We start from the raw sequence: 5,977 nt of genomic DNA, 5'->3' as shown, positions 1-5,977 counted from the left end.
ATCGAGGACAGCGCGGCCGTGACCCGCCCGGCCACGGCCCACCCGTCCTCCCCGCCGTCCACGGAGACTTCGAGGTCGCCGTCCACCACCCACGAGCGCAGCACCTCGGCCGTACGCGTGCGCACCTCCTGGCTCCGCGCGCCTTCCGACCGCCCGAGGCCGATCTCCACCAGGCCGGGCAGCAGCCCGACGTCGCCGCCGAGACCGAGCTCACGGGCGATGATCTCGGCCGTCCGGCGGGCCCGGACGGCGCTGCTCGCGTACACCCGGACGATCCCCTCGCCCGCCAGCCGCCGCCCGGCCAGCGCCGCCTGCGCCCGCCCGCGCGGGGTCAGCCCGGCGAGGGGCAGCGCGCCCGAGAGCCCGGTCACGACGTTCTCGGACTCGCCGTGACGCAGGCACCACAACCGGACGGGCCGCACCTGACCGTCCATGCGCTCACCTCACCGAGGGGTGGAAACGGAGAAGCCCCGGACCGCCGCTGAGGGTGATCCGGGGCTCCGTGGTGCCGTGGGCGTGGGCCTTTACCAGTCGCCCCCGCCGAAGTCGCCGCCACCGAAGTCGCCGCCACCTCCGCCGAAGTCGCCCCAGCCGCCGCCGCCACCGAAGTCGCCGCCGCCGCCGAGGTCACCGGCTCCGGCGTCCGCGTAGCCCTCCGCGTAACCGGCGCCGTAGCCGCCGAAGCCGCCGCCGAGCATGCTGCCCATCATGGTGCCGATGAACATACCGGTCATGATGTCGCCGAAGCCGCCGTAGTAGCCGGAGGCGTACGGCTGGTAGGCGGGGCCGGCGTCGTAGTAGGGCCTGCGCTGGCCGTCGACCATGACCTCGCGCATCTGCGGGTCGAAGCCGCGCTCCACGGCCTCGGCGTCCATCTTGCAGGCGGGCACGTCGCGCACCGCGCCGCCGGCCGGGGCCCAGCGCACGTCACGCAGCGACGGGCCGTGCTGCGGGTTGAAGAAGCAGGGAGCGCGCCGCTCGGGCACCGGCTCGTTGTTGACCTTGGCCTTCACCACGGCCAGCGCGTAGCGGCCGTCCTCCAGTGTCTGGGTGACCTCGCGCACCTGGTCGGCCCGCTGGACCGCGTCGAGCTGGGTCTTGGCCTTCTCGTAGGAGTCGAGGGCGTTCTGCCACTCGTCGATGTGCCTGCCGCCCTGACCGGCCAGCGTGACGTCGGTGTCGAGGTTGGTGATCTCCTCGCCGAGCTTGGTGACGTCCTCCTCGACGGTCTGCTTGACCGCCGCGAGGTCCTTGGCGTCCTGGATGGCGCGCTTCTTCTTCTTGTTGCTGGAGTAGAGGAAGTAGCCACCGCCGCCCACCACGACCAGGGCGCCCAGGGCGATCAGCGCGCCGGTGCCGCCGGCGCCCGGGTCGGCCTGGCTGCCGCTGTCGAGGGCCGAACGGTCGCCCTTGACGGCCAGGTCGACGCGGTTGGTGAAGTCCTTCATGCCGGCCACGATGTCACCGGAGTTGGAGCTGACCGCGAGGTTGGAAAGCCGGGCGGCCAGCCCCTGCTGCTTCAACGAGCTGGAGGCCGTGTAGATCTTGGTGCCGTCGAGCACGACGATCGTCGCACTCGGGCGGCCCGCGGCGCTCAGCGCGGAGTTGAGCTGGCTCAGGTAGGGCCCGACAGTGGAATTGCTCACCGTGCCGGCGGGCACCGCAACGGCGTAAATCTTGCTGTCGGCCCCCTTGAGCGCATCATTGACCTCGCTCTGCTGGTCCGACGACAAAGCGGAGCCGGACTCCGCGAATAGCGGGTCCTTCTTCCAGTTGGACACCACGGAGTTGGCATCCGGGGGAGCGGCCGCCGCGTTGGCGGCAGGGGACAGCGCAAGAACGACGATCAGACCGGCGATCAGAGCCGCGATCGCGGCCCCTGCTCGGCGCAGCGAATGGGTCATTGGCAGCAAGCCTCCTTCGCCCTTCAGGACGAATGGGCGGTCGGCAAAGTTCCTCACTCGGCACGCTACCTGTCCGGAGACGCGCGGGCGCACACCGTGGCCGAAGAGAAGGCCGAGGAGCGGCGTGCGCCGCCCCTGTCACGTGTCCTTGATCTCGCAGATGGCCGCGCCCGCCGTGACGGTCTGGCCGATCGCCGCCGTCAGGCCCGTGATCGTGCCGGCCTTGTGCGCCGCCAGCGGCTGCTCCATCTTCATGGCCTCCAGGACGACGACCGTGTCCCCCTCGCCCACCACGTCGCCGTCGGCGGCCACGACCTTGACGATCGTCCCCTGCATCGGGCTGACCAGGGCGTCGCCGCCGGACGCCGACGCCTTCTTCGCCTTGACACCGGCCCGCCTGGGCGACTTGCCCGTGGCGGCGGGCGCCGACGTGCCCAGCCCGGCGGGCAGGACGACCTCCAGCCGCTTCCCCCCGACCTCGACCGTCACCGTCTCCCGCACCTGGGCGTCGCCCGCGGCGATCTCCCCTTCGTACGGCGGCACGGAGTTGTCCCACTCCGTCTCGATCCACCGCGTGTGCACGGAGAACGGCGCGGAGGTGAAGGCCGGATCGGTGACGACGGCCCGGTGGAACGGCAGCACGGTCGGCATGCCGGAGATCTCGAACTCCGCCAGCGCCCGCCGCGACCGCTCCAGCGCCTCCTGGCGGGTGCGCCCGGTCACGATCAGCTTGGCGACCAGGGAGTCGAAGGTGCCGGGGACCGTCATGCCCGCGTCGTACCCGGAGTCGAGCCGTACGCCGGGGCCGGAGGGGGCGCGCATGGTGGTCAGCGTGCCGGGGGCGGGCAGGAAGCCGCGACCGGCGTCCTCGGCGTTGACGCGGAACTCGATCGAGTGGCCGCGCAGGACGGGGTCGTCGTAGCCGAGCGGCTCGCCGTCGGCGATCCGGAACATCTCGCGGACGAGGTCGATGCCCGAGACCTCCTCGCTGACCGGGTGCTCGACCTGAAGGCGGGTGTTGACCTCCAGGAAGGAGATCGTGCCGTCCTGCCCGACGAGGAACTCGCAGGTGCCGGCCCCGACGTAGCCGGCCTCCTTCAGGATGGCCTTGGAGCTGGCGTACAGGACGGCGACCTGCTCCTGCGACAGGAACGGCGCCGGCGCCTCCTCCACGAGCTTCTGGTGGCGGCGCTGCAACGAGCAGTCGCGGGTGCTGACCACGACCACGTTGCCCGCGTGGTCGGCCAGGCACTGCGTCTCGACGTGGCGGGGCCGGTCGAGGTAGCGCTCGACGAAGCACTCGCCGCGCCCGAACGCGGCGACCGCCTCGCGCACGGCCGATTCGTACAGCTCGGCGACCTCCTCGATGCGGCGGGCGACCTTGATGCCGCGCCCGCCGCCGCCGTACGCGGCCTTGATCGCGATCGGCAGCCCGTGCTCCCGCGCGAACTCCACCACCTCGGCCGCGCCGGCCACCGGGTCCTTGGTGCCCGCGACGAGCGGCGCGCCGACCTTCTGGGCGATGTGCCTGGCCTGCACCTTGTCGCCGAGCGCGGCGATGGCGGCGGGCGGCGGGCCGATCCAGGTCAGCCCGGCCTCGATGACGGCCTCGGCGAAGCCGGCGTTCTCGGCCAGGAAACCGTAGCCCGGGTGCACGGCGTCGGCGCCTGAGCGGCGCGCGACGTCGAGCAGCTTGGCGATGTCGAGGTAGGTCTCGGCGGGGGACTGCCCGCCCAGCCCGTACGCCTCGTCGGCGACCCTGACGTGCAGGGCGTCGAGGTCCTGGTCGGCGTAGACCGCTACGCTGCCGATCCCGGCGTCCGTACAGGCCCGGGCCACACGTACGGCGATCTCGCCGCGGTTGGCGATCAGAACCTTCCGCACCCGCGTATGTCCTTTCCTCCTAGGGTCAGCGGCCCAGGTACGCGCCGCCGTTGACGTGCAGCACCTGCCCCGTGAGGTGCCTGGCACCGGGGGAGGCCAAGAACAGAACGCTATCGGCCACGTCGGCGGGGGTGCCAGGGCGGCCGTTGCGGGTGTTTCCCACCCGTGCCCTGACACCTTCGTCGTTCAGCCGGCCCCGGAAGAACTCGGTGTCGAGGACGAGCCCGGGGGAGACGACGTTCACGGTGATGCCCCTGGGGCCGAGTTCGGCGGCCAGGTCGGCGGTCCAGGACTCGACGGCGGCCTTGGCGGCGCCGTACGAGCCGGAGCCGGTGCCCCTGGCGGCCATCGAGCCGATGCAGACGACCCGCCCGCCCTCGCCCATGCGGGGGGCCAGCGCGGTGGTGACGAGCACGGCGGACATGAGGTTGGCGTTGAGGTTGGCCCACCACGCCTCGGCCACGTCCATCAGCTCGCCGGACTGCCTGCGGTCGAGGTTGGTGTTGCCGCCGGCGTTGTTGACCAGCACGTCCACCCGCGCGGGCAGGCTGTCGAGCGCCTCGCGGACGGCGACGGGGCTGGCCGCGTTGAACGGGACGTACGATGCCCCGAGGTTCGCGGCGGCCTCCTTGAGCACCTGCTCGCGGCGGCCGGTGATCGTGACGCGGTCGCCGAGCGAGGCGAAGGCGGCGGCGATCGCGTAGCCGATGCCGGTTCCGCCTCCGGTGACCACGACTTCGCGCATGAGCCCCCCATGCGATCCGAACATTCCTCGGGTAGACCATAGCCGCTCGGCATAACGGCGGCGACGGTCGGGAGTGCTTCCTTAGGGTGATGGCGCTTTCACGCATTCCAGGAGGTAGGCATGAGCCAGAGCATGTTCGGCGGCGACCTTGGGGAAATGCAGCAGATGTCCGCTCAGTTCACGCAGCAGTCGGAGGCGGTCCGCGCGACGATGACCGCGCTCGACCGCGAGGCCTCCAAGGTCGGCACGGCGTGGACGGGTCCGGGCGCGCAGCGCTTCTCACAGGCATGGCAGAACTACCGCACCGCGTTCCAGCGGATGACCGAGGAGCTCGCAGAGGCTTCCCGGGTCATCAACTCCTACCGGCAGAACATCGAGTCCGCCACGAAATGATCGACGGGAGGGGCCCTGGCGACGTCGCCGGGGCTTCTCGCCGCCGAGCCGGGCGTGTCGATGTCCGTGCTGCCGGCTGTCGGTCAACCGTCGAACCGTGTGACCGAAACCTCTGATGCCAATGGGACGTATTTGGTTAAATATCCTCCGATCATGCCGTAATCCCGGAAGGACGGTCATGGCGGAGAAGGACGCGTCCCAGCCCGATCGGATCGGTGGCCACGAGATCACCGGCCGCCTCGCCGAAGGGCCACGTGGCGTCGTCCACCTGGGCCGCACGTCCGCGGACGCGCCCGAGGTCGTCATCAAGACCCTGAACGCCGATCCCGCGGCCGACCCGGGCTTCGCGGACCGGCTCAGGAGCCTCACCCGGGTGTCCAGCCCGTACGTGGCCCGCACGATCGAGGCGGGCGTCGAGGACGGGCGCCCGTACGTGATCAGGGAACACGTCGAGGGCCGCTCGCTGGCCGAGACCGTCGCCCAGGACGGCCCGCTCGACGTCGGCGCGGTCGAACGGGTGGCGGTGGGCGTGCTGACCGCGCTTACCGCCGTGCACCTGGCCGGGTTCGCGCACCGGTCGCTCACGCCGTCCAACGTCATCCTCACCGGCGAGGGGCCGCGTGTCACCGACATCGAACTCGGGGACCCGGCCGGGGAGATCGGCAGCCGCGCGCCCGAGCAGCTCGCCGGGCTGCGGTACGGGCCGTCCGCCGACGTCTTCTCCTGGGCCGCGGTCGTGGTGTTCGCCGCCACCGGCTCCGCGCCGTTCGGGCACGACGAGGAGAACGTGCTGAACGGGGAGCCCGAGATCGGGGAACTGCCCGAGCCGCTGCGGCAGGTGGTGCTCGACGCGCTCGCCAAGCAGGCGGACGGGCGGCCGACGGCGTACACGGCGCTGCTGCGACTGCTGGGCGACGTGCCCGTCCCCGCGCCGCCGGCCGTCGCCGGGAACGGGATCGCGGGCGGTGCCGAGCACGGTTCCGTGCCGCGGCCCACGATCCAGCCCATCCACCTCAACCTCGACGGTGTCCAGCAGCCCACCCCCATGGAC

6 protein-coding genes are annotated in these 5,977 nt (G+C 71.8%); 2 read left to right on the top strand and 4 right to left on the bottom strand.

Annotated elements, in window-relative coordinates:
* From FAF44_RS51605 to FAF44_RS51590, 4 genes are all read right to left on the bottom strand, one after another.
* On the bottom strand, nucleotides 1-434 hold a 434-nt coding region (locus FAF44_RS51605), incomplete at its 3' end, for a histidine phosphatase family protein (protein WP_237110842.1).
* A gap of 90 nt (nucleotides 435-524) precedes the next feature.
* Nucleotides 525-1,904: a hypothetical protein gene (locus FAF44_RS51600; RefSeq protein WP_237110841.1), complete on the bottom strand. Its 1,380-nt coding sequence runs from the start codon at nucleotides 1,902-1,904 to the stop codon at nucleotides 525-527.
* A gap of 138 nt (nucleotides 1,905-2,042) precedes the next feature.
* Nucleotides 2,043-3,788, bottom strand: coding sequence for a biotin carboxylase N-terminal domain-containing protein (locus FAF44_RS51595; protein ID WP_237110840.1), 1,746 nt, complete (start codon nucleotides 3,786-3,788; stop codon nucleotides 2,043-2,045).
* 25 nt (nucleotides 3,789-3,813) lie between these two features.
* Entirely contained in the window at nucleotides 3,814-4,533 is a 720-nt protein-coding gene (locus tag FAF44_RS51590; protein WP_237110839.1) for an SDR family NAD(P)-dependent oxidoreductase, read from the bottom strand.
* Between the two features lie 120 nt (nucleotides 4,534-4,653).
* Here FAF44_RS51590 and FAF44_RS51585 point away from each other — a divergent pair, with 120 nt between their 5' ends.
* Nucleotides 4,654-4,926, top strand: coding sequence for a WXG100 family type VII secretion target (locus FAF44_RS51585; RefSeq protein ID WP_237110838.1), 273 nt, complete (start codon nucleotides 4,654-4,656; stop codon nucleotides 4,924-4,926).
* A 178-nt stretch (nucleotides 4,927-5,104) separates the two neighbouring features.
* Nucleotides 5,105-5,977 (top strand): serine/threonine-protein kinase (locus FAF44_RS51580; protein WP_237110837.1); only part of this gene is annotated, 873 nt, incomplete at its 3' end.

The sequence above is a fragment of the Nonomuraea sp. MG754425 genome (assembly GCF_021699195.1).
Classification (GTDB): domain Bacteria; phylum Actinomycetota; class Actinomycetes; order Streptosporangiales; family Streptosporangiaceae; genus Nonomuraea.
The sequence above is the reverse complement of the archived record's forward strand: the minus strand, read 5'-3'. Positions and strand labels throughout refer to the sequence as shown.

Excerpts from the sequence above, each read along its gene's own strand:
- FAF44_RS51585 (WP_237110838.1), top strand. The coding sequence starts at position 4,654 with ATGAGCCAGAGCATGTTCGGCGGCGACCTTGGGGAAATGCAGCAGATG.
- FAF44_RS51590 (WP_237110839.1), bottom strand. The coding sequence starts at position 4,533 with ATGCGCGAAGTCGTGGTCACCGGAGGCGGAACCGGCATCGGCTACGCG.
- FAF44_RS51600 (WP_237110841.1), bottom strand. The coding sequence starts at position 1,904 with ATGACCCATTCGCTGCGCCGAGCAGGGGCCGCGATCGCGGCTCTGATC.